The sequence below is a fragment of the Paenibacillus sp. FSL K6-3182 genome (assembly GCF_037976325.1).
GTDB lineage: Bacteria > Bacillota > Bacilli > Paenibacillales > Paenibacillaceae > Pristimantibacillus.
This window is the reverse complement of the sequence record NZ_CP150265.1, coordinates 1406464-1432041: the sequence shown is the minus strand read 5'-3', so window position 1 is coordinate 1432041 and position 25578 is coordinate 1406464. Positions and strand designations below refer to the sequence as shown.

Sequence of the window (25578 nt, the reverse complement as noted above, 5' to 3'; positions counted from 1 at the left end):
AAGTAGGCTTATTTCCGCTCACAACCCGACAAATACCCCACTATGCGTCGATTCAGTAAAAATAGCGATAAAATCTAGACCTATTTTCAACAAACATGCACCTTTCACGGAAATAGGACTAGAAAGTAGGCTTATTTTGAAAAACTGACTTCCTCTTGTGCATCAGAGCCGCACCGATACCACTAAGCAACTTCCCAATCCAGCTACTCCTTAAGCCCTTCATATATCGCGTGGAGCAAACGGTGCGTTTCATCGCAGCTGTATTCCCAGAACATTACGCCGCCAAGCTCACTTGCTTTCACATACTCACATTTATGATGCAGCGATTGTTCGTCGTCGTAAGAGATAAAGCTGCTTCCGTCGTAGAGGTATGGCGCCTTCGCTTCGTCGTCCCAATATCGAACATAATTGTTTTTATTGATGTATTCCGCTGCAAGCTTGGTGAAATCCGGTCCATATCCGCCTGTGCTGCCCGCCATTTGATGAAGCCCATTGGCGCGATTAGGAACGTTATGCCAAACCCGAGTATAAAACGCCGCGCCTATCACAATCTTCTCCTTCGGCACGCCTGCTCGGATGAACAAATTAACGGATGCATCCGTACTGATGCGGAATAAATCTCCGGTTGGAGTATACAGATTCGTATGATGCCCCGTTAAAATTTGAAATCCACCGCGCATATCGTAGGTCATCAGCTGAACAAAATCCAAGTATTGCTGGACTTGATCCATTTCCGTACCGTCTACATAATATTGATCCGCGCCTGCTGCAATCGTAAGCAAATAATGTTTCCCGTCACTTGCGCCCTTCTCGTCCAAAGCTTCGCGGATGGTTTTGAGCAGCAGAGTAAAATTGGTCTTATCATCTGGACTCGACGCTATGCCCGCTTCACCATAACAAGGATATTCCCAGTCGAGATCGACTCCATCGAATGGAAAATTGGTTAATACACGAACCGCCGAATCTGCGAAGCGGCTCCTCCCTTCAGCGGTAGATGCAGCTTCAGAAAACCCGCCTGCGCTCCATCCGCCGACAGACAATAGAATAGTCAGCTCTGGATGCTCGTGTTTAATCCTGCGAAGAACATCAATATTTTTCAAATGCTCTGTAATAATTTCATCATTGCGCACATGGCCAAATGCCACATTCAAATGGGTGAGCTTCGTTAAATCTTCCCGCGTCATGTCTGGAAGCTTCGAATCTGATGCATAACCCGCCACAATATATTTTCGACTTGCCATTACGTATCACTCCGTTTCGCTGGCTGCTGCCATATGCTAGTGAGAATCTGCAATGCTTCTTTTCCCGTACCGATCTTGTATCCTGATGCTGTATAACGAATTTGATCTTGGCTATCCAGTACGAGCAGATGCGGGAAACCCGCTTCGCTAGCTGGCGGCACTGCTATATAGTCCGGCAAAGACGCGTAAGTGGAATCACGAACAAACACGGTACGCGAAGGCAACCCCTTATAACGAGAAGGATCAAAAGATGCCGTCCATTCGGAATCACCTACGACAAGCACAATCGGCGCTCCAAGTTCGCTCAACGGCTCAGCAAGCTCGCTAAGTTCACGGAATAAATGTTTGGTAGGCTCACGTTCTGGCTCCAGCCAAGCAACAATTGCCCCATTCATGCCGATAAGCTCACCAATCGATCGGTCTGAACCATCGAGCATCGTAAACGTATCGTTTCTGTTCAGCTTCCCAAGTACTGGAATACCTTGCTTCGCACTTCGGAAAGTCAGCGGAATATCCAATTGTTCTCCTGCACCCAGCTCGAAATAGGAAAAGCGAACGCATGCGGTGCCATCTTTTAGCCGAATACCTGTGGTCAATCGATAGCTGCCTTGCGCAAGTTCGAACGGCTCATCGTATACATCAGATTTCCCATTAGGGTAGACCAACGTTTTATATATGCCGTTCTCCAGCCGGGCGAACGTGAAGTTCTCAGAGTACGAAGCTGCTGGAGCTTCATCGGATGACTCGTTATCTTTAAGAAGTCGCAGCTTTCCGTTTTCCTTCTGCTCCAATTGCTGCATCGCTCGATTTGCAAATAACGCATCCTGCCAGCCACCGTTAGCCATCGCCATGTATTGCGGCTTCTGCTCACTCGGATGCAAGCGTGCTGGAATGCCTATGCTGCGGCAGATCGCCACAAACATAATATCGAGAGAAGCCTGATCCCCTTTCTTGATCTTAAAGGTACCAACTGGGTTGCCTCTGCCCTTCAGATTGGGAAGGTCCTCCCACAACGACCACTCTGACTCCAGATGGCGTACAAGCTCAGCAGCATTTTGCCGGAACAATGCCACTTGTGCTTCAGTGAACACCTCTTGGAAAAAATGCTTATAAGGCACGATCATTTCATATAACACTCGCGGACAAAGGATGTACCGCAAGAAGATGTCTTCGGGAAGCTCGCCGCGCTGTGACAGCGAACCGATGAGATGATCGTCAAGATCCTTGCGGAACGAATCGGAAAGATCCTTCTCGTTCAAGCTCTCCAGCAGCTTAAGCGGCCATTCTCCAAATTCAGCGGAGCGTTCCTGCAAGAAGGCTGCGATCTCGCGGCTATTTCCCCGTGCCTTGCGCAGCACATCCCACACCCGCTCCTGCGGAAGACCAGCAGCCTCGGCAATATCCGACGCCTGCGCTTCGCTTAGAAATGTTTGTTCATAGCTGCTTCGGATGCCCGTTCCTTCTTCCAGACGGCTATTATGCCGCTGAACCTTCTCCTCGGAAAGCACATCAAGAGCTTTGCCATTACGTTCAGGAGGCGGAACCATATCAAAATCAGTTATCCCTTCGGGCTGCTGCACTTGATTCAGAACAATATCGAAGCGCACACGATCACGAACTGTAATCTTCTTTTCTCCCCACTTGCCATCCATCACAGCACGAATCAACAGATCTCCGTAGCCTGTCTTAAACGCAGCCTCACCCAGCTCGTTTGTCTTCAGCTCAGCAATGGGATAAAATTCAGCCATATTGTAGAGCTCAAAATAAACATTCGCGCCGCTGACCGGTTCATTCAGCTCATTCTTCACAGTGACAGTAATGCTTCGAGTAGGCGCATAACCCTCAAGCAAATTAATTTCTGTAAACCAATTATCCGCAAGCGTAATATCCTCAGGGCCCGGGTAATTTGCGAATACCCGAGTATTGATCAGCATTGCCCGCCGGGCTGGAGGAGTGAACCAGCCTTGATCAAGGCGAGCTTCCGGCTCGCAAGCGCCGATATAGTGCCACTGCCCGTCAGCCCAAGCTTCTACCCAAGCATGGTTATCGTCACAATGCGCCCAGCGCGGGGTATACACTTGGCGAGCAGGAATGCCAATGCTCCGAAGCGCTGCAACAGCAAGTGTCGATTCCTCACCACACCGGCCTCGAGCATTTCGAATCATCGTAAGCGGCGAGATCGTCCGCAGATCGCTGCCAATGTAGTTCGCCTTCTCATGGCACCAGTAGTTCGTCTCCAGAATCGCATCCTCCATCGACAAATGCGCAGTACGCTCCGCCAGTTCACTGTACAAGATACCGCGTGAATCCTCGATGTTTTCCGTGTTCACACGGTAGGGCAACACAAAATGCAGGAAGAGATGATCCGGCACCCGTTTCCCCCAAGGCACTTTTCCCCGAATGTCCAGCGTCTGCCGCACATGGCTTAGAAATAACGTACCGTCATAATCAGCCATATCGTTTACAGGCATATAGGCGTACAAATATTTGAGCGCCCATGTCTCTTCATCCGTTAGCGGCTGCTGAAAAATATCAAACAGCTCATGCTCTCTCGCCTTAGCGAGCAGCTGCTTCTCACGAAACTTGCGTTCAATCAGCTCCATCGACGCTTGCTCTAATGAGAATACAGAGGTTTGCAATGTCATGCGAACTCACTCCTTCCATAGCTTTCCGTCTTGCCTAATGCAGAAGCTCGACTTCCCATCGCTAGACGGCGTTGTGATTTGGAACATGGAGCGGGTCGTCTCAATGGCAGGCAATATGCTCCACTGCTCTCCGCCATGCATCAACGATTCCGCATCCGCAGTAAATTCACCGTGACTTGCGAAGTAATTGCGCTCACGATAATAGAGCTTGCGCAGCTCCCACTTTATGCGTTCATCCGGCGGCTGTTCAAACGAATCCGGGCCATCTTCCCCTGCAAACATGACATAACCCCATAGCTCAGGATAATGCATATTAATAAGTCCCATCGGAGACCAAACCCAGTTGTCCTCTGGATAGGATTTGCCCGTATCCGGATTGATGATCTTGCGGTATTCGCCATCCTTCACTTCAACGCGCCATTCAACGCGGGAGAAATTGACGCGCCAAAACTCGCCATTTACTGGCGCTCTGCCTTCAGGCGCGCATTCGCGCAAGCTGCTCCAAGGCATCGCTACCTCAATGCTCCACTTCCGATTCGCTGCTTCCGGCCGATTCAGCTCGCCATCAATATGTACAGCTGTCTGAAGCCCGCTAATGTCCCAGCCGTTAATCGGCGGACCGCCGTCGCGGTATGGCTTAACCAGCAGCAGATCCCACACGGTGTTCAGCGCGTTAATTTCAAACTCATAATAATTGTGGCTGTCGCCATCGGGATCAATAAATATTTCAAAATCATTATCATAAAAAATGACCGAATCCCGCTCCGTCAATGTCGCCCAAATCTCGTCTTCAATCAATTCTGCCGCAAAATAGAAATAGTTGTCATCCCACAGCATTTTCACGCGGGTCTGCTTCGCAGGTTTTGGCCGAAGATCGCCTTCGATATCGACAAAATCGTCTGTCCAGTCCGCTGCTGACCAGAACGGCTTATCTACTCGCCCGTCAAGAATGAGCGGCTCCGCCGCGCGGCGACATACATAATGTTTGGGTGCATATTCGATGTTCGGCTCCTGCAATCCGCTTAAATTCATGTTATCCCTCCGTTTGAATTGCTATGAATCTTTGAAAATGATGAAGCTCGCTTAAAGTACACATTCATGCCAGAAGCGGCGCAGGTTGTCCATCGCAATGCGGGAGGCGGATTTGCACTCCTCCATGCCTTCGAATTCGATCGTCATATAACCATCGTAACCCGATTCCTTAATAAGCTTCACGATTTTACGGATCTCAATATCCCCTTGACCTACAATCGCACCGCGCAGGTAGTTACCGTTCGAGGTCAAAAACCAATCACCGTCACCCGGATGCTGATCATATGGACGGAAGTAGAAATCTTTGAAATGGATGAGTGATGCATAAGGCAAGTTTTTCTTAACGCCGATGATCGAATTCTCATCCACGCACATAAAGTTGCCGATATCGAGTGTCGTCTTAAAGTTCGGCCGGTCTACCGCATGAAGAACACGTTGAACCCGGTCGCTGGACTGTACGCTGAAGCCATGATTCTCTATCGTCGTTGTAATGCCGTATTGCGCGGCATAGTCCGCGATGAGCTGGCTGCCCTTCACCATGAGATGCAGGTTCTCCTCGAACCACCGTATCGTCATCTTCTCCTGCGGAATGGTGAAGGCGGTTACATCGTGCCGCATATGATTCATGCCGAGTCGATGCACAAGATCAACATGCAGCTTGACCCGCGCGACTTCCTCTTCAAACAATTGCTCCGTATCTTGCACGAAGTTCGCCGGCATCGAATAGTTGGAGAGGGCAATGCCAACCTCCTTTGCTTTCTCGCGTACAGCATCCGCCAGCTCAGGGTTGTCAACGAGCGTATAGCCATATGGAACAATCTCCATATGCTCGCCGCCGTTATCGGCTATCCAAGAGATGGCATCAAGAATGCTCATCTCTCCCGATTTTATGGCGCTTAGCAAGCTGTAAGAACTTAATCCAATTTTCATCGTTTCTTCCTCCTAAGTAGACAGATCACTTGATTAGTTATGCGTTACAACTGCGCCTGAACCACCATACATATCAAGCTCCTCATCAAATTCCAGCTTAAGCACGGTCACTTGCTTGTGAGTGTCTTCCGCTGTCAGATGAATCCATGTCGTCCCCGGAATATTGAACCACGGCACCCCGCCATGAATTTCATGCGTAAGCTCTTTGCCGGAATGCAGCACCGTAATCTTTTTGACCTTGTTGCATAATCCCTTTAGGCATACATTCTCTTTCGGATCATCATACACAAACAGATACAGTGACTTTTTATCTTTGGATATGGTGCTGCCGCCCAAATAATAGCGGGTCATAATGCCTTCGTCTGTCCCAAATACCGCTTCTTCGTGCGTTCGAATCCATTCGCCTAATCCCAGCAAAATATCCTCTTGTCGTTTATCTATCGTTCCATCCTCCATCGGCCCGATATCAAGCAGCATGTTGCCGCCCAAGGTAATGCAATCACAGAACATTCGAATGATTTGATTTAATGATTTATATTTATCGTCCGTCGGCACATACCCCCACGAACTATTAATGGTTGTGCAAAACTCCCAAGGCCCCTCCGGCCGCGTTATCGGAATCCCTTGCTCCGGCGTCTTGTAATCCCCGTAACCTTGCAGGCGCGAGTTGATAATAATGTCTGGGTTAAACGATTGCAGATATTGCTTGAATTCGGGCAAATTCCACTGCTCAGCGCTGCGTTCCCAATCGCCGTCGAACCAAAGAAGATCAACCTTCCCATAGTTCGTTAAAACCTCCCGCAGCTGATCATTGTTAAACTTCAGGAAAGCATTCCATTTTTCTTCATCCTGAACACCATCTATCGGGCCCGAAAATTTGTTAACCTTAGACAAGTCATCCGGCACCTTGCCGCCTTCAAACACGGATGGATAATCGGGATGCGACCAGTCGATAAGTGAATAATACATCCCAAGTCGAATCCCTCTTTTCGTGACGGCTTCCGCATATTCCTTGATCAGATCCCGCTTTGCCGGCGTTTTCTTCACAACGCTAAGGTCGCTGTACTGTGTATCAAACAATGCTACGCCGTCGTGGTGCTTGGTCGTAAGCACTGCGTACTTCGCTCCCGATTGCTCAATTAAATCAGCCCATTTGTCCGCATCGAACTTCGAAGCCGTAAAGCCGTCCAATTGTTTCATATAATCGTCATAGCTCATTCTTCCGTTATAGAACGACCATGACTCCGAGACTCCATCTACTGCATAAATACCATAATGAATAAAAATACCTAGCTTAGCTTCCTTAAACCATTGCTGCATAGCAGACTACCCCTCTCGATTAACGAATCCGAAACACATGCGCGATTGGTGCTTGTTCTGAGTATTCATTCACTGGCAAACGGACAATAATGCCGTTTTCTGCTTGGCTGTACTGCAAATGGTCTTGTCCACCTACGAGATCAATCTGGCTGAAAGACTTCTGTATAGGGAGGTATAATTCCTCTTTCACAGCTTCTTTTTCATCCTTGTACAAATAAAAGGCATAAACCGTATCTCCTTTTCTCGTAAAGTGGCAATTGTCAGCAGAAAAAGGCTCGCAAATTCGTGTTCCATAGATTGCCTCACCATAAACCTTCAACCAATCGCCCATCCCTTTGATTCGGCTAATGGCTGTAGTCGACAACCTGCCGTCAGGCTGCGGACCAACATTCAATGCTAGGTTTCCGCCTTTCGCAACGATTTCAACGAGCAGATGGATTAGCTGTCGAACCGTCTTGTAATTGTCCTCATAACGGAAGGAGAAGGAAGTGCCCATCGTAATACAGCTCTCCCACGGCACGTTAAGCGGACGCTCAGGCAATGTCTGCTCTGGTGTTATGACATTTTCATAAGGGCCGCCGACCGTGCGGTCAGCCGAGAGCAGCCAAGGCTGAATTTCCCGCGCCTTCTCAACCACCTCGCCTAATCGGATGTTTTGATCGCGGTAATCGTTAACCCAACCTGCATCGAGCCATAACATATCGATGCGGCCATATTTCGTCATCAACTCCATAATTTGCGCATGGGTGAACTGAACGAATTGCTCCCACAAATGTGGATGTTGCTTCGGGTCATAGGAAGGTCCGCGCGCGGTAAACGACCCACGCTCCATGCCTGGCGCCCAGTAATATGGCGTATGCCAATCTGCCTTCGAGAAGTATGCAGATATAGCTAAGCCCTTAGCGCGGAAAGCATCAAACAGCTGCTTGCAAATATCGGCGTACTTGTGCGAATGGAAGGGACAATCTGGGCTCGTAATCCGGTAATCCGTCGTATGGGTATCCCACATGCAGAAGCCATCATGATGCTTGGTTGTAAAATTTAAATACTTAAAGCCATTCTCCGCAGCAAGATCTGCCCATAGCTCAGGCTGAAAGCGAAGCGGGTTAAAGGTTTTGTTTAGCCCAAAATACTGCCGCTTCAATTCCTCTGCGTCTACATTCCAATCGATGCCATCGCGTGACCATTCCTCATCCTTGTCACTAAGCGCCCATGATTCAACTACACCTAACTGTGAATAAGGCCCCCAGTGCATCATAAGGCCCAGCTTCTGATCCTTGAACCATTCCAGCCGCTCCTGCAGAAGCGGGTCCTCTGGCTTCACCCATTGCTCTTCACTGCTATAATTGTGGACACCCTGCTCAACAACTTGCTCTATTTCTTCTGTCGTCTTTATTTCGCTCATGGTTACCTCCAAGTATAGTAGGACTTTTGTAAGCGGTACGTTCATTGCCTTCTTCTGCTCTATGTCCAAATTGTAAATTTGTTGCTATGATTAGTAGCGACGAAAAGGATTGATCGATCATAGGGGGCAGACGATATGAAACGAAACTACTTCAAATCCAAACTGTTTTTAAAATACATCTGGTCCTACTTGTTTATTTTGCTTATCCCATTAGTACTTATGACGATATTTATCTATCAAAACGCAGTGTCCAATCTACGTACTGAAATTGAGCAATCTCGCCTCGGCCAGCTCACGCAAGCCAAAGTTATTGTTGACGGCCGGATGAAGGAGCTAAGTGAAATTGCTTCACGCGTCTCGTATGACAAGAGGCTGACTCCGTTTCGGGTTCACGATTCTTATTACAGCGGTGAAGCGATACAAGCACTGGATCAATACAAAGCGACCAGCTCTATCATTAGCGAGATGTTCTTGTATTTTCACAAGGATGCAAATATTTATTCCGCGAAGGGTCTATCGAGCATGGATGTATTCGCAAACACCTTTACCTTTCACAATTGGAGCAAAGACACTATTTTTCAAGATTTGAATACGGTTAAATATCCAACGATGCGTCCAGCTGACACCGTAGTCCTAAGCGCTAATTTGCAGGATTCGATGCTCGCTTATCTTGTTCCCATTACGCCGTACAACCCTAATCCACATGGAACGATTATGTATCTAATTAAAGAATCAGAGCTTACGAGTTTAATTGATTCGATTCTAGGCAATTATCAAGGCTTGACTTATATTTTGGACAACAAAGGTCAAATTCTAGTAGACAATCGCCAGGGCGAGGCCTTAACAAATGCAGAGGCGCAGTCTCTATATAGTCTCGCGCCAGGCATTCACGATAAAACCTTAAATGGCAAGCCGCATTCCATCGTATCCGTAAAATCGGAAAATAATGGCTGGACTTATGTGACCGTCATGCCAAGTTCCCAGTTTCTTAGCAGCGTAGTGCATGTCCGCAGCTTCATCGTTATGCTGTTTATCATCGTTGTGGTCGTTGGAGCGGCGATTGCCCTCGTGCTTGCTAGAATGCAATACCTGCCGATCTCTACGCTTGTAGAGTTCGCAAATTCCAAATCCAAGCCGAAGCATTCCGCTGATCAATCAACCGAAAACGGGAACGAGCTTGACCGGATACGAACAGCGCTGCAGCAATACAGCTCGCGAGTTGACCTTCAAGAGCCATACGCTCGCAATCACTTTTTGTCCATGCTCCTGAAATATGGGAATGCGCAAAGTCTTTCACCAGAGCTGCAAGAGGCCTTCGATCTTCATTTCGACCAATCTCATCACTTTGTTATGGTGATTGGATGGGATGAAATCGAAGATACGCAAGAGGAACGACAGGAGCGGCAAGAAATGATAGAACTGCTCTCCCAAATCGAATTCCCGGAGCTGGCTGCTCATGCCTATGGCGTAGAGCTCCCTCAGCTGGATCAGCTTGCACTCATTATCAGCTTTAATAGGGATCAAGCCGAGCAGGAATTGGTTCCTGTGCGCCACATTGCTGAAGCGGTGCTCTGCACGATACTAGAGACGTTTGATGTTACGCCTACGATTGGCGTTGGAACCTGCTATTCAAGCCCTGACCAGCTGAATCAGTCCTTTATTGAAGCTTGCTCTGCTTTTGAACTGCAAGCGACAAGCGGTCATGGCACGATCACTTATTTCGAGAAGCTGCAAGATACACCGGATCATACCTTCTGGATACCGAATAATTCGCTGCTCAAGCTTTCTCAAAGCTTGAAGCAAGGAAGCTATGATGTAGCTGCGCAAATGATCAGCCCGTCGATCCGCAGCCTGCAATCATCCGAGCTGTCTGCCCTGCTCAAACGCTGTATATGCTTTGACATTTTGAATACGATGCTAAAAACCGCATCCGAGCTTGGCATTCAAAATGTGATTCAAGACATGGCTCCTAATATGATTTACAGCCATTCCTTGGATGAAATCGAGACCGGCTTTCTGAATCTCGCCTCCCGAATCTGCAATCAAGTGGAGCGCAACAATCAGAAGGAGGAGCAATCACAGATTGATCGGATTGTCTCCTACATTGATGAGCATTTTAGAGATCATACGCTCAGTCTAGAAACGATTGCATATGAGTATGCAATCTCGCCATCACATGTGAGCCGTTCATTCAAGGAAAAGATGGGCCTTAACTTCATCCAATACATTTGGCAAAAAAGAATGGAAGAGGTTATGCATCATCTGAAAACGACAAACGCACCTCTAAAGGACATCATTATTCAAGTCGGCTATTTGGATACGCCTAACTTTATACGCAAATTCAAGAAAGAAACCGGCTATACGCCTGGTCAATATCGCAAGCAATTCTGGGAGAACGAACAGGCGCAATTACTATCCGATTCAGACGATGAATAATAAACAAAACCCGGTCAGCATTTCGCATGACCGGGTTTTTGCTGTTTCTGGGTTCATGCTCTTGTTCGTTTATTTATCTGTCAATTATCTGTCGTATGCGCTTTGGTAAAGCTCAGCGATTCGATTTCCGCCCATTTTTTTAATTTGCTCAATATACTTATCCCAATTGGCCATCGACTCTTGACCTGTTACGAACTTGGCTTCCATCTGTTGAACATACGTGTTCAGATCAGATAACAAAGCAGAAGCCTCGTTTTGCTCTTCGTTGGTCAAATAAACATTAGGGTAAGGCGATTTGGCGATTGGCGTCAGCTTCTCTGCATTTTCCTTATCGATCCATAAGTCGAATTCGCTGCGAAGTCCGATCGCAAGCTCACCAGAGTTCATACCTGGCGTAAGAATTCCGTAGTTTGGTGTTAGTTTGCCGCGGTACTCTTCACGGTCGCCGCCCCCCGGAACAGGAAGCCATTCCTTCTCATGTTTTTCTTTATCTTTATATTTCCATAGAAGATCCTCTGGACCTTGATTGAACAATGTAGCGCCTTCATAGCTGTATAGATAATCTACCCAGCGCATCGTTGCTTCTGGAGATGGATTGCTGCTTGTAATGGCAAAAGTACCGTTTGCCGATATGCCAGGATGTTTGCCATAGACTGGGGAATCCGCAATTTCACTTTTCACAGGCGTCATCAATGGATTGTCTCCGCTTGGCTCGCCGCCTAACGTAAAGTAAGGGAAGTAGTCATTGAATATAGCAATTTGATTGTTTTCCCCTTTAGCCTTCTTCTGCTCGCTTGTTTGCGAGAAGGTCTCGTGATCAAGCAGCTCTTCCTTCCATAGACGGTTTAGGAACGTTAAGTAGCCTTTGTATCCTTCTTCTTGAGGCGTATAGTGCACTTTGCCATCCTTATCTGCATAAATGACCTCATCATAAATGCCCCAGAAGCCTAGGAAATACATACGCAAATCGTCCAGCTTAACGGAAGTTAACGGAATTTCATCCTTTTTCCCGTTTCCATTTAAATCTTCTTCCTTAACACGCTTCAGAAAGGCATACAGCTCGTCCGTCGTCTTAGGCAATTCCGTAACGCCAAGCGCTTTCAAAAACTTGCCGTTGTACCACATAGGGCTGCGGTACCACACAGCAGCTAGATCAATATTAGGCAGCGCATAAATATGGCCGTCTGGTGTTGTAAAGGACTTCCGAATTTCCGGATGCTCATCAAAAATCTTTTTGATATTAGGCGCATAACCTTCATCAATATATTTTTCAAGAGGAATAAGAACGCCTTGTGTACCGTAAGTTACTTGCTCTGCCGGCTTAAGATCCGCTGCATAAAACATATCCGGCAAGTCGCCGCTCGCAAATACTAGGTTTTTCTTGGTCGCAAAGCTATCAAGCGGGGCATTCTGGAACTGCAGCTTAATGCCTGTCAGCTTCTCCATCTCTTGAAGCACAGGCATTTGGTTCCAATCCGCAACGCCAACATCCTGTGACATCATCTTCAGCGTAATCGGTTCTTTAACAATCGGGAATCCGTCTTTGCTTACCCCTGAAGCTTCAACGGACGTTGACCCTTTGGAACCCGTACTGCCGTTATTTGATTTACCCTCGTTCGGTGAACCGCATGCCGCTAATACAGAGGCAAGCAGCGTAATGCTGAGTAACAAAGATGATGCTTTTTTTAGCTTTTTCATCCTAAACCCTCTCCCTTTTTTCAAATTATTTATGAGCAAAATCAGCCCTTAACGGAACCAATCATGACACCTTGCACAAAGTAACGCTGAAGAAATGGATAAACGGCGATAATCGGTGCTGTCGCTACGATAATAACCGCGTATTTGACCAGCGCAGCAATCTCAGCCTTACTGTTGAGAGCCGACGCCGTAGAAGCATCCATTGCACCGCCGCCCTGAGCCGACATCTCCTGCAACACAAGAATTTGCCGCAGTACGAGCTGCAAAGGATATTTTGCAGCATCATTCAAATAGATGAGTGCCGAGAAGTAGCTGTTCCAGTTGCCAACACCATAGAACAAAGCCATAACGGCGATGATTGGCATTGACAGCGGCAAAATGATTTTGACGAACAGCCGCAGGTTGGTGCACCCGTCAATTTGGGCAGCCTCTTGCAGTTCTTTTGGTATAGAGGACTGGAAAAACGTGCGCGCTACAATGATGTTCCAGATTGAAGCAGCCGAAGGAATTACGATTGCCCAAATCGTATTCACCATACCGAGTTCCTTGATGAGCAAGTAACTTGGTACGAGCCCTCCCCCAAAAAACATCGTGACGAGGAACATCCCCATAAAAAAGTTGCGTCCCATAAAGTCTTTGCGGCTTAGAGCGTAGGCAGCAGGCAGCGTAACGAATAAATTGATCGACGTGCCTACTACCGTATAAAGAATGGTGTTGCCGTAACCTGACCATATGCTGGAGTTTTGGAACACCCTCTGATAACCTTCAAACGTAATGCCTTTTGGCCACAGCCACATCTCGCCGGAACCCACCAATTTCGGATCGCTTATCGAAGCGCTAATCATATAAATGACAGGATAAGCGACCACAATAAAAGCGAGAAATACATAAATATAATTGCATAATAGAAACACTTTATCCCTTCCGGACTCTTTAACGGCGGAAACCATCGGTCATACCTCCTTCTTCTACCACAGGCTGTTTTCGTTGGTGCGTCTTACGATCTGATTTACTAGCACTAAAATAATGGCGTTAATGACGGAATTGAACAGTCCGATCGCCGTCGAGAAGCTATACTGGGCATCGACAAGCCCTGATCGGTATACGAAGGTTGAAATGACATCGGATGCCCCCATGTTAAGCGAGTTTTGGAGCAGCAATATTTTCTCAAATCCAACCCCAAGCAAGCTTCCCATGTTCAGAATTAAAAGAATGGTCATCGTAGGGACAATCGTCGGAATGTTAATATGAAGCACCCGTTGGAAGCGTGAAGCTCCGTCTATAATGGCTGCCTCATGCAGACCCGGGTCTACTCCTGAAAGCGCAGCCAAATATATAATTGTTCCCCATCCTGCGCTTTGCCAAACACCAGAGAATACGTACATCGTCTTAAACCACTTCGGGTCTGTCAAGAAATCTGGAGCATCAAATCCAAGCCACTCAATAAGATGTGTCACTATTCCCGATGAAGGCGACAAGAACGTAATGATCATGCCTGCCATAACAACGACTGATATGAAATGCGGCGCATAAGTGACGGTCTGAGCCATCTTCTTGAAGGAACCACCCTTCAGCTCATTGAAGGCAAGCGCCAGTATAATCGGTATCGGAAACCCAATAGCGAGTTCATACAGGCTAATACTTAACGTGTTCCATATCAAGTCCCAAAAGTAATAAGAATGAAAAAATCGGACAAAATGGTCGAAACCGACCCAAGGGCTTCCGAAAATCCCTTTCGTTGGTATGAAGTTTTTAAATGCGATTTGTATGCCGTACATCGGACCGTAAGAGAAGATTAGAAAGTAGAAAAATGCGGGTGCAATGAATAGATACAATTCCCAATTTTGAAGGAGTCTTTTCCACATTCTGCTCTTCTCTTTCGTCGGTTCCGGAAGCATATTTGGTGCGTTCATTGGACTTGCTTCCTGCATAAAATCACTCCTTTCCCGTTTCGTTATAATTGCTTTTGTTTGGTGATTGGCGACAGGAATTTCGGAAATGCTATCGCTTACATTCACAACAATACGGAACATAACAATTCTCGTAAATATGTCATTTCCCGTATCGAATGATAGCGCTTTATATTTATGAGGAAACATCAATTCGCGAACTACTGCGACTATTCAGATAACTTCTCAAATGTGTCATTTTTGTTGATAAATCGCCTATTTATATGCAACCGCAAGATTTACCAATCGATTTTCGCCCCCAATACAACCCCAAACCCACTCAGAGAGTGGTCTATTCAAGAATGACATGTATGCGTTTTCATTGTTTCTAAGCCAATTGATCCTTTTTCATATTGCGGTTGCCTATTTAGAGTATTTCCTATCGTTCAATTGCAAAAAAAAAGAGTATCCGCATCTGCACGCAGCTACTCTTCCATTGCCATTTCAGCATCACTTATCGTTATCTTTTTTCTCTTTGCTTGAAACAAATTTCTTTCTGTTCATTGCTCCCCATGAATGACGGCCTCTTCTAAAATTAAAAATACCTTCAACACGGAACAGAACAGTAAGCTGACGATAACCTAGGTTTTCCAACACGCCGAACAGCACAAGCAGCAAAGTTTCTTTAAGCGAGCTGTATTTGCGAAATGTAATTTGCTCGAGTAAGATGCTGCCCATTGATAAGGTAGTGCCGAGTAAAAACGCGATAACAAAAAAAGTAATAAAGCTGTCAAACGCAAGCAAGCCAAATAAATAGGCAAGTGGGATAAAGATATAGCCGAGTGCCTCAACAATTGGCCCAATTAATTCGAATATCCAGTAATAAGGCAGTGTCACCATGCCAATCTTGCCGTATTTCGGATTAAAAAGCATTCTCCTATAGCTTATCAGCGTATCAAAAAGACCAATTTGCCATCTTCTCCGCTGGCTTCTTAGATCCTTCATTGTTTCTGGAGCTTGAGTCCAGCAAATCGGGTCCGCTAGAAATTGTATTTTGTACTTTCTCTTCTGGTCTTTCATCGCCTTATGAAGCCTAACGATAATATCCATGTCTTCACCGATTGTATTCACTTTGTACCCGCCGCACTCAATAACGACCCTCTTATTAAACGCACCGAATGCACCGGAAATAATGAGTATGGAATTAAGCTTGCTGAAGCTCGTACGGCCAGTCAAAAAAGCTCGGAAATACTCAATAATCTGAAATTTCGCCATATTGCTTTTCGGAATATTCATCTCCATAAGCTTGCCGTCTTTAATGATCGAGCCGTTGGCAATTCTGACGATCCCTCCAACAGCAATCGTTTCGGGATTTTCCACAAATAACATCGTGAGCTTGATAAGGGCATCATTTTCCAAGATGGAATCGGCATCGATGCATGCAAAAATAGGATAGACAGAGACATTAATGCCCGCATTAATGGCGTCCGCTTTGCCGCCGTTTAATTTATCTACAAATATTAATCGCTCGTATTGATTGCTTCGGTAAATGCCAGCTACTTCATTCGTAGGCAAGCTCTGCATAATGGGCTGGTTTACCTTTTTTAAATTGAACTCGTTTATGATCTTTTCTTTTGTGAAATCGGTGGAGCCGTCATTCACAATAATAATCTCATACTCAAAATAATTTAGAGCGAGCAGCGATTTAATATTATCAACGATCGTTTTCTCTTCGTTGTACGCAGGGACAATGATAGAAATCGGAATCATATTTTTTGAATCGATATATCTTTTATAATCCGAGGCTTTCATTTTTCGTAAATAACTAAACATATCTAGCGAAGCGATCAGCATTTGCCCATTATAAAAGATGTTTATTCCAATCGTATACAGCATACAAAACTCGCTGAAATAAATAATAAACATTCTGAGAATATACATGTTGTTGAAAACCATCCTCGTTTTTCTAAGTTGTCATTAGGAAGTCATTTCGATCACACTAATCACGGCATCCCGAGCAAATTTATCGTCTCCATCGATGATCTTTGAAGCGTAAGCAATACCTCCAGGAATGAGAACAAGTGCACTGGCGGCATGGTGTCTTACCCACCACACGCTGTCGCCGGTTGTTTTCCCTAAATCCGCTAAACTATTTTTGGTCCCAATCTTCTCAAGGCCCTTGGCAGCAGCTGCTCTAACCTCCCAATCATGATCATCAAGCTTGGTTAGCATAGATGCTTCATAATCCGGATTATTCAGCTCGCTCAGCGCTCTTATCGATGCAATTCTAAGATTCTTATCCTCACTATTCAAATACTTAATATAATGCTCGCTTAAGCCTTCAATACTGTAATCAGCAACCGCTTTTATTAGAATGCCCTTCATATAGTCATCACTTCTATCGATTGTTTGTCGAAACAGCTCTTCCTTTGAGCCGTCAAAAGCAGAAATAATTTCAATAATAGCTCTATGAGACAAGTTCATATTTTGGGAGTCATAGGTTAGAACATGAACTAGCCCCTCCAAATCACCAAGCTTCGCAAGAGCCAGCATCATATTATAAATCACATCATTATTTTTGCTTGAAATAAGCGTAAGGATAGATGCCATTGTATCTCTTAGCTGCAATTCCCCTAGATGCCGACAGGCTAAGGACTGAATATGAACGCTGTTTGATTGCAGTCTTTTGAGCAGAAAAGCTTTCGTTCCTGTTAATTCGTATATGTTCATCAACTGATCATGATGGGTATGGATAAAATCAGCATTGTGATTAATGACGATATTAATGAACAGCTCTTTTTTTCTAGCACTTTTTCCGACGATTTTGTTCAGTTTTTGCACGATCGTTCGTTTATTTTTATTTTCAGTGTAAAAATAGGATGTGAATACTTCTTCCAGCTGCTTCTTCAATTGGTTAGTCGCGGACTCGCTAAAGTAACGAAAAAACCAAATGACGATAATCGATATGAAAAAAAATGAAAATAACGCTGATGAAATGAGCAGCAAATATAATGCTTCTTTTGTCATATATCCTCCTGCGCAAAAAGTTGTTTAAGCATGTCGTAGCTTTTCTTATTGCGAGATACGTATTCGGGTTTCGTCCATGTATTCCATGTAAAGGTTCGGTAGCCGGACGACGTAACGCTCTCGGGAAACTGATAATCGACCTTCTGCGTTTTTTTATCCATAATAACGAGTGAAGCGACTATGCCATCCGTCATTCGAACAGCAACGCCGTCTCTTATGTTCTCGAATGCCCCTTGTTTCTTCTCATCATCGAATACGAGCAAGCTAGACGGGTCAGTAAAGTTCAAGCTCGCCCATGGAATTCTAAGATACAGCGTATTGCCCTCAAAATAAAAATGGCTGCTGCTGTTGTCAAAGCTGCCTGCATTCAAGGTTGATCCATCCTCATAAGCAGAGGGAATCGTTTTGCCTTCAGGCGTTTGGTATGCTTTTGAGAGCTGCCGCATCATTTTCTCATAAATGCCGTTAGACGATACGGAAGTGTAATAACTGCCTTTGCTCGCATTATATTGCGGGATTACGAGTAATTCGGCTTGCTTCGTATTTTGAATGCTGACATTAAACTCTGCACCAGACCAGTTTTCATTCACATCAGGGGCCAGCATATATTCGCCATTTTTTCTGTCAACGGTGTCCAAATAGATCATAATGTTCTTCTGATCGAAATTCGGCAGTTCACTGAATTCGGCTGTTATATAGAAATAAGATTCGTTAGCAGCATAAGAAATGGTACGCAGAGGATCTATTCCCCGCAAGGTCATGGCATACTCCGTCGGCGTAGGTGATTCTATCGCTAAAATACCATATCGCTGAGCAGGATCTATTACATTGTGCCAGAGGCTTCCGTGCTCATAAGGGATCATCAGGGAAGAGGTAAACCGGCTGCTTTTTCCCCATTGATCCGCCCATTCGTAAACAAGCCCGCCCATACTGCCGCTGTCCTTTATCATATTCATCATCGCAACGATGCCTTCTCCTTGCTCAGCCTCGCTGTTTTGACCGTCCTTATGGCCAGAAGCGGATATTTGCGATGAACCTAGGCTTGTAGACAATCCAAATTCGCTAATAAGTACGGGATACTTTTTTTGAGTGCTCATAAAACGATCCAAATACTGCTTATAACCTGCATAGTCAGGTTTTGCTTCCTTCGTTTCCCCAGCTATAAATGCCGGATGATCGGGAAAAACATTGTACGCGCCAAAAAATCCGCTGATCACTTTGCTAGAAATAACAATATGATTAATATCCACTGAAACCGCGTCATCGAGCGTCTCTGGATTTGATGCAGCATGTTCGAGAATGTCTAGCTCTGGAATGCTGGTAATCGCTGCTGGATGCTGCATGTCGTAATTACTTTGCTCATATTGAAAGATACGATCCGATAGGGAAGCAAGCCACGACTCGGTAGGCGATGCGTCTAAACCTGATGAAACATAGTCCCCATTATAGTTGTAAGAGGGATGTGCTTGATCCGTTGCCTTTACCTTTTGAGGGGTTAATCCTGGGTCAACTAAAAAACCAAGGATATAGCCTGACACATCATTCATGTAAAGATCAGAGTTCATCCCCTCTTTTGTTTTTAACTTGGCATTCCCATGAACTGCGTTAATGGTATCTTGAATCGCTTGTTTGTAGGCTGCATTGTACTCTTGATTCAGTAAGTCGCCTGATGGCGGCTCACTGCTCGGCGATATATTTTGAAGCAAATACAGCGGTTTATCTTGATGATTCGTATTGTAAATATCAAGCGCTCGATAAAAGCCTGACGGCATCAACGTGTATACTCGTATTGTATTGGCGTTCATTTGACCAATCTTCTCAAGCCACTCTGAATAAATAGCCGTATCCTCCGGGAAGCTTCCTTCAGGAATACCTGGTATTGCTGTGCCAATATTCATCCCTTTTACAAACATGCTCTTCCAAGCTCCGTTTTCATAAACGGAAAATGTATTGTCGACTATTTTGGATACGAGCTGTGTACCATTTGAAGCTGTCTCTGCTTTCGCCTGAAATGTAGTGCTTTCATCTAATGGTTTTGTTTCCTTCAACAGCTTGGACATAAGCGGCACATAAAAATGCCAATAAAAATACGAATGATCCCCTTCGCTGTTTACACTGAATATTTTGTATAGAGTTGAAGCACCCCAAAACCGTTTAATCTTCTCCGGCTCCTTATAATCACTAAAATCACCGGCAAAATAATAGGAGCTCTTCTTGCCGGATTTATTTGCAATGATTGCTGGGAATCTAGTATTCAGCCCTAAGACCTTCAATTGCTCCTGACCTGCTTCCGTAGCGTTTAAGTCATACCATGCGATTACCGACTTATCGTCTGCAGGCTCAATGATTTCAAACCAGTTATAGTAATCAATCGTGTCCGTATGATAGCTGCCAGCATGATCCTCAGTCATGAACAGGCTGATCGATTGTCCTGTAAAATCTTTGCCGCGCTCCAATATGATGATTCTATTGTTGCCCGCAATAACGATTCCCGCTCCCGTTAAGCTCCACTTTTTCCCGTATTGCTGCTCATAGGTTGCTCTTATCCAATTCGGTACATCTTCTGCCGACGATAATTCCGAGAAAAACTTGCCTGCCCACCCCTTAAAGCCGACGTTAAAAATAGCTTCAAGCTCCTTGGATACGTTTGGTCCAGTAGGCTCGCCTGCAATATTGTATTCGCCAATAACCGTTGTCCCTTTAGCATAGCTGGTAGCTATTAAACTAACCTCATCCATCGTCAGACCTGAAACCCCTTTTGGTTCCACACCATTCACCTTTGAATTGCCAGTGCCGTACGCATCCGAAATATAGATCACATCTGGCACATTAGCTCGTTTATCAAAAGGAACAGCCTTTAATTTCCCATCAGATAGGAAATTTCCATAATAGTCCTTCGTGGCGTCATACGCTTTATTCGTCGCGGGGTTATTTATGAGCAGATGATTCATAATCCAAAACAACCCGCGCTGCTTGCTGTAATCCAGCTCCCTTATGCCGCTCGTTTCAGATGCTTGAGTCGGAAAGGTTTTATTAATGACAACGACATCAAGGTTTTTGCTTGGTGTAAGCAGCCAAACGATGAAAGGAATCGATACACCAATTAATAAAGCTATAAAAATGAAATAGCGAGCTTTAATATTTCTTTTTTTCATTTGTATTCCTCATTTTATATATGAATTAATTCATCGTTTGAAATCCCTTTTGCAAAATGTAATAGGAAGGCTTCAATCGTTCATGAAATGTCGGCTGCTCCCATTCCTTCCAGCTATATTCCTCCATTGCTATAGGCTGCTGCGTCGTTTCAGGCGTGCTGCCCATCTTGATATGCTGTATGCCAAAGCTCATTCCATCTTCCTTCAGCTTTGATATTTTTCCACGAGCATACATATCATCAATGACATATTTATGGGAAGGATCCATCACATTCAGCAGCTGCCACGGAATTCTCATTTCCACTTTTCCATCTTTATAATAAAAATCACTTAATGAATTAAAATCGGGGTTATCCGGATTACCTATTCCGTATTGGAGCAGCCCCGTCTCATATCCTGCAAAAGGAACGATCGTGTTCAGCTGCGGAACTACGTAGCTTTTATTTAAACTAAGCCTGATGGGGTTAAAAATACCAGTGTTCTTATGATGAAAGGCTGGGGTCTTGTCGATGAGGCTCGTTTGAACCGCATATCTAAAATAGTAGTTATCGTAATAGGCATCTACTAATACATGTGAGTCCGTTGGTCCATGAATTTTCACTACAAAGTCTGCATCCTTGCTAAATGTGGAGCCAAGCTGTGAGAAGCTTGTGTTCCCTTGTTCCTTTATCGTATCGATCGGTATGATCAACGTATCCTTATTAAAATCATAATTTTCAGCATCAATCATGAGATAGACATATCCCTCATCACTTTTTACGTATAGCTTGGTATGATCGTCAGCATACAGGGGAGTATCATTTGCCCAATCATCGAACGAACCGTCGATATAACTGATGCTTTTGTCGTTGCCAGGATCAAGCGCTAATAAACCAAAATGCTGCTCATTCGTTTGAGCATTAAGCCAGTATGGCCTTGAATCAGGCAAATCCAAATCATTGTTGTTCCATGTTCGCTTAAACCACTCATCCTGCCACGAAAAAACCAATCCCCCTGCTAAATTAGCAGCGTGAATATCCTTCATCATTTTCATCAGCATATCGCCTTGCGTTTGTTCATCTATAAAGCCCTGGTTAAAGCCTGTAATTTTGTTTTCATGCGCCTTGCCGCGTGAGGCTGGAATGCCAAATTCCGAAATAAGAACAGGCATGGAATGGAACTTCTTAACTTCCTCTAAATAAGCCAAATAAGGATTTGGTTTGCCCTCGGCATCTTTAAATTGAATATATTCGGTCTGATAGCTAAACGTATCGGGGTAATAGGGGTACACATGATAAGAGGCAAACATGCCGGCTTTATAGCTGTCATGCCATTTAATATGCTCGACGTTTACTTCTACAAGGTCTTCATTTTTATAAGGCTCGTTAGGATGCTTTAGCGGATCTGTCGTTACCCAATTGGAAAAGGCAACCGGGCTTTGCATGTTATAGGTTGTCATTTCATAATCAATCAGCTTATCTCCTACTTCAGTGAGAAAGGTCTCAAACGGAGATGCACCTACGGTATAAAGGTATTTGCCATCATAATGGCTGCGCTTTGCGTTATTTTCATTCGTGCTGACGACAAGCGAAGGCTCCCATTCAATACCAACAATCCATCCGATGACATACTTCGAAACATCCGAGGTATAATTGCCGTCCGCATGGCCTTTATTTACTGGCAAATAATGATTGCCATGCAAAATATTAATCGTATCTTTTACCGTAGCATTCATATCATTTAGAATCTTGTCATTGCTGCCAAAATCATCATCGATTGTTGCTATATCGCTCTCATTAACCCAAACGCCATGAAACACATAAATAGGCTTCTTGCCATTTTTCACTGCATTTTGATTAAAATCAAATAAGGCATTATAAAACTGCGGCCGCTGTATCGTGTACACTCTGATCGTGTTTGCATTCATATCCGAAATATAGCCAAGCCATCTATAGTATTCATCGTATGTAATGGCAACCTCGCCGGGAAAAGCGCCTGGTTTTCCAGCTCCAAGGTTCACACCTTTAATAAATGTTTTCGTCCATTGTCCATTTTCCAAAACATTAAAAGAGTTTCCATCCACCTTGCTTACATACTCCGATGCCATTGGTGATGTGGGGTTGCTATGATCTGTTGCATTTATTTTATTTTTCAAAATAAATATGCTTGAATAGGCTATAGCGATTAAAATAATGATAATAATTGAACCATACATATAGTTCTTGCTCGAAATTTTCATTTTAAGCCCCCCGAAAACATTATAAGTATAGATTTGTTTCACTGTCTATTCGGAGGTATACCTCAAATATATCCAATTAAAAATTTAAAAGGCTTGAAATCCAATCATTCTCAATTTGACCATACTATATCCAGCAGTTCATGAATGTCCTTTTTTACGACAGGCTCGAGCATCTATTCCTTCACACCGTACGCCATACATTATTTCGCATATTCAAACTCCGCAAAGCTTACCATTCCTTGTCTACTTGAATTTATGACGTTTCAGATGTGTACAGTTTCTAACAAACCGAATGGTGTTTACATGAATTTATAGCGGAATGGAGAAAATACGTTTGACATAAATGTTGGAATTGCATATTATATGAACAAGTATTCATATATTCAACTGGAAGAAGGATGTCTTATGAATGAGTATCGAATAAAGGGACTCTCTTGTGGTGGCTGTGCCCTCCGAATGGAGGAAGAGATTAAACAATTGGAGCATGGCTCGGATGCAAAGCTCAGCTACAACTCAGGAAAATTAACGGTTGATCCGCAAATTTCCATGGCTGCAGTTAAGAAAATTTTAAAGTCAGACAATGCCTATATCGAAGCAAGCTCGGAAGCGAATACAGGACACGATCATAGTTCTCATAGTCATGCTGGACATGATCATGATCATGATCACAGTCATTCCGAAGGCCATTCAAATATGCTCAAATTGCTCATCGTATCGGGCATCATCTATGTTGCCGCATTATTCCTTGATGGCGTGCTCGACAAACAAGCAGTCATTCTATTATATTTGACCGCAACGATAATAAGTGGCTACACCACATTTTTCCGCGGACTTAAAAATTTAATTAAAATGAAGTTTAATATCGATACCTTAATGACAATTGCGTTAATCGGAGCTGTATCCATTGGTGAATGGAAGGAAGCTACTCTCGTTGCCATCTTGTTTGGACTAAATGAGCTGCTTGAAGGTTATGGCATGGAAAAGGCGCGCCGCTCCATGGAAGCTTTATTTCAAGTTGCGCCTAAGGAAGCTTTAAAAGTAGAAAATGGCCAAGAGATTATCGTTCCGATTGCTTCTCTTCAAATCGGCGATCTTGTAAAAATTAAGCCAGGCGAAAAAATTCCTTCGGACGGCATCGTCTCTGAAGGAAAAAGCTCGGTGAATGAAGCGGCTATCACAGGTGAATCACTGCCGGTTGAGAAGGAAGCTGGAGAACCCGTTTACGGCGGAAGCATTAACAATGAAGGGCTGCTTCTCGTTCGAATTGATAAAGCATACAAGGATTCCTCCTTGGCAAAAATTCTTCATCTCGTGCAAGAAGCACAGGAAACAAAAACGCCAACGGAGCTTTTCATTAATAAATTCGCTAAATATTATACGCCGCTCATTATGATTGTTGCTGCACTTGTTGCCCTTATTCCTCCGCTCCTCTTTCAGGGAGACTGGATTACATGGCTTTATCAAGGATTATCCGTATTAATTGTAGGCTGCCCTTGCGCATTAATTCTTTCTTCACCAATTGCCATTGTTTCAGGCATTACAAGAAATGCTCGGAACGGCGTACTCGTCAAAGGCGGCGTATTTCTAGAACAGCTTGGCAAGATCGATACGCTTGCTTTTGACAAAACAGGTACGTTAACAAAAGGCGAACCGCATGTTGCCAAATTGGAAGCGTATGATGAAGAAAGGTTTTTCCAAGCAGCTGGAGCTATCGAGAAATCGTCCTCCCACCCGCTGGCGAAAGCGATTATGAAGGAAATAGCCAGCAGAAATATGACAATACCAGAACCGGATGAGATTCAAACGATATCAGGTCGGGGAATTAAAGCGAAGGTTAACGACCTTGCATACTGGCTTGGAAATGAAAAAAGCATCGAGCATATTACGATTCCGGATTCTGTCCAAAATCGCATTGAACAATTAAAAAATGACGGTCTTACTCTTGTATTGGTGGCAGACGATCAGCAAGTACTCGGTATGTTTGGCATTTCAGACGAAATTCGCGAGGAAAGCCGATCTGTAATCGCATCCTTACACAAGCTGGGAATTAAGCGTACCATTATGCTTACCGGAGATCATCAGAAGACAGCGGAGAAAGTCGCTTCCGCCGTCGGGGTATCCGAGTTTTATGGCAATCTTCTGCCGGAAGATAAAGTGAAGAAGATTAAAGAGCTTTCAGCAAGCAACCATGTGGCGATGATAGGTGACGGTATTAATGACGCTCCTGCTCTAGCCTCTGCGCAGCTCGGCATTGCGATGGGCAAAGGAACAGACAGTGCGATTGAAACAGCCGATATCGTCCTCATGCAGGATCACTTGGGGAAGCTGCCCGAAGCCGTTTCCATTGCCAAAAAGGTCAATCGCGTCATCCGCTTTAACATTTGCGTCTCGCTCGGACTGAAAATAATCGCATTATTGCTTACCATTCCCGGCTGGCTTACCTTATGGATTGCGATTCTCTCTGATATGGGAGCGACTATATTTGTTACGCTTGTCAGCTTGACCATATTAATTGAACGAAAAAAGCGTGCAGATTAAATTCATACGCAAATAAACAAGAGCCGTTAGCATTATGCTGACGG

General features: G+C 44.7%; 15 protein-coding genes. 2 read left to right on the top strand and 13 right to left on the bottom strand.

Features of this window, described 5'->3' with window-relative positions; genetic code table 11:
• Window positions 1-203: 203 nt before the first annotated feature.
• The 6 genes from MHH56_RS06175 to MHH56_RS06150 are packed head-to-tail and all read right to left on the bottom strand — an operon-like array spanning window position 204 to window position 8573.
• Window positions 204-1241 (bottom strand): glycoside hydrolase family 18 protein, encoded by a 1038-nt coding sequence (locus MHH56_RS06175; protein WP_339207307.1) that lies wholly within the window; start codon window positions 1239-1241, stop codon window positions 204-206.
• Window positions 1241-3886 (bottom strand): transglutaminase domain-containing protein, encoded by a 2646-nt coding sequence (locus MHH56_RS06170; RefSeq protein WP_339207306.1) that lies wholly within the window; start codon window positions 3884-3886, stop codon window positions 1241-1243. Before MHH56_RS06170 ends, MHH56_RS06175 begins: the two co-directional genes overlap by 1 nt.
• 6 nt (window positions 3887-3892) lie before the next feature.
• Complete coding sequence (locus tag MHH56_RS06165) at window positions 3893-4918, bottom strand: carbohydrate-binding family 9-like protein (RefSeq protein ID WP_339207304.1); 1026 nt, start codon at window positions 4916-4918, stop codon at window positions 3893-3895.
• A gap of 51 nt (window positions 4919-4969) precedes the next feature.
• A complete protein-coding gene (locus MHH56_RS06160) occupies window positions 4970-5848 on the bottom strand; it encodes a sugar phosphate isomerase/epimerase (protein ID WP_339207303.1) in 879 nt (292 codons plus the stop codon).
• A 33-nt stretch (window positions 5849-5881) separates the two neighbouring features.
• Entirely contained in the window at window positions 5882-7168 is a 1287-nt protein-coding gene (locus MHH56_RS06155; protein WP_339207300.1) for an alpha-L-fucosidase, read from the bottom strand.
• Window positions 7169-7187: 19 nt separating this feature from the next.
• Window positions 7188-8573 (bottom strand): alpha-L-fucosidase, encoded by a 1386-nt coding sequence (locus tag MHH56_RS06150; RefSeq protein ID WP_339207298.1) that lies wholly within the window; start codon window positions 8571-8573, stop codon window positions 7188-7190.
• A gap of 135 nt (window positions 8574-8708) precedes the next feature.
• Between MHH56_RS06150 and MHH56_RS06145 the strand changes: the two genes are divergently transcribed.
• Window positions 8709-11009, top strand: a complete 2301-nt coding sequence (locus tag MHH56_RS06145; RefSeq protein ID WP_339207297.1) for a helix-turn-helix domain-containing protein — start codon at window positions 8709-8711, stop codon at window positions 11007-11009.
• Window positions 11010-11093: 84 nt separating this feature from the next.
• Here MHH56_RS06145 and MHH56_RS06140 read toward each other — a convergent pair whose 3' ends face one another.
• The 7 genes from MHH56_RS06140 to MHH56_RS06110 all read right to left on the bottom strand — a co-directional run bounded on the left by MHH56_RS06140 (window position 11094) and on the right by MHH56_RS06110 (window position 22996).
• Window positions 11094-12707 carry an extracellular solute-binding protein gene (locus MHH56_RS06140; RefSeq protein ID WP_339207296.1) on the bottom strand — a complete coding sequence of 538 codons (1614 nt, stop codon included), beginning with the start codon at window positions 12705-12707 and terminating at the stop codon, window positions 11094-11096.
• 41 nt (window positions 12708-12748) lie between these two features.
• A complete protein-coding gene (locus MHH56_RS06135; protein WP_339207294.1) occupies window positions 12749-13657 on the bottom strand; it encodes a carbohydrate ABC transporter permease in 909 nt (302 codons plus the stop codon).
• 18 nt (window positions 13658-13675) lie between these two features.
• Window positions 13676-14620 carry an ABC transporter permease subunit gene (locus tag MHH56_RS06130; RefSeq protein WP_339209519.1) on the bottom strand — a complete coding sequence of 315 codons (945 nt, stop codon included), beginning with the start codon at window positions 14618-14620 and terminating at the stop codon, window positions 13676-13678.
• A gap of 486 nt (window positions 14621-15106) precedes the next feature.
• On the bottom strand, window positions 15107-16522 hold the full coding sequence (locus MHH56_RS06125; RefSeq protein ID WP_339207293.1) for a glycosyltransferase family 2 protein: 1416 nt from the start codon (window positions 16520-16522) through the stop codon (window positions 15107-15109).
• A 51-nt stretch (window positions 16523-16573) separates the two neighbouring features.
• The gene (locus MHH56_RS06120; protein ID WP_339207291.1) at window positions 16574-17623 is read right to left on the bottom strand and encodes a HEAT repeat domain-containing protein; all 1050 of its coding nucleotides are present in this window, start codon (window positions 17621-17623) and stop codon (window positions 16574-16576) included.
• Entirely contained in the window at window positions 17620-20778 is a 3159-nt protein-coding gene (locus tag MHH56_RS06115) for a hypothetical protein (RefSeq protein WP_339207288.1), read from the bottom strand. The genes MHH56_RS06120 and MHH56_RS06115 overlap by 4 nt, the downstream gene beginning before the upstream one ends.
• Before the next feature lie 25 nt (window positions 20779-20803).
• Window positions 20804-22996 (bottom strand): family 2 glycosyl transferase, encoded by a 2193-nt coding sequence (locus tag MHH56_RS06110; protein ID WP_339207286.1) that lies wholly within the window; start codon window positions 22994-22996, stop codon window positions 20804-20806.
• Between the two features lie 405 nt (window positions 22997-23401).
• On the opposite strand from MHH56_RS06110, the gene MHH56_RS06105 reads away from it, so the two are divergent.
• A complete protein-coding gene (locus tag MHH56_RS06105; RefSeq protein ID WP_339207284.1) occupies window positions 23402-25534 on the top strand; it encodes a heavy metal translocating P-type ATPase in 2133 nt (710 codons plus the stop codon).
• Window positions 25535-25578: the final 44 nt, after the last annotated feature.